Consider the following 578-nt stretch of genomic DNA (forward strand, 5'->3'; position numbering starts at 1 on the left):
AGCGGATCGGTATCCACCAATTTCCACATATTGTCTTCTAGCTGAATACGAACAACGGAAACGCCGTGAGCGTTAATCTCTTTGCGAACTTCATCAACTATTGTGCGAACGCCATTCGCAACTGTTGGACCGTTTGGATGCAGTGCTGATGTATCAATGTATTCATGGTTGATGCAAAGCAGGCCGTCGGTCGTACTGTCATTTAATGGGAAAAAGTGCATGCCATCATGGTGCATGCCCAACGCGTTAAGTTGGTCTGAGCTGGTATTGCTGCCATCATTTTTCCACGCGCTGCCTTGAGCATTCAGCGGTGTACCCCAAGGTACCAGTACCTGAGCGATATAACCCTGTGGAATAGAAACGGCATCAGTCAACGAGCCAGGAATTGAGTCAAAGTTAAGTACCGCTTTCGAAACGCCAGAACCGTTACTTGCCGACGTGCCAGAGCTCGAAGAGTTACAACCCGCCAATCCAAAAGCACCAAATGCAGTCATTGCGCTGATACCAAGGCCACCTTTTAAGATGCTACGACGAGATAGACTCGCTTCTAGTACTTCTTCAAAAGGCTTGTTATCGCT

The 578-nt window shown here is 47.9% G+C and carries 1 protein-coding gene; it reads right to left on the minus strand.

Going from position 1 to position 578, the window contains the following annotated elements; genetic code table 11:
• Positions 1–578: PhoX family protein (locus R7Q11_RS28125; protein ID WP_225467222.1), on the minus strand; the 578-nt coding region annotated here is incomplete at both ends.

Source organism: Vibrio sp. 970 (assembly GCF_033339075.1).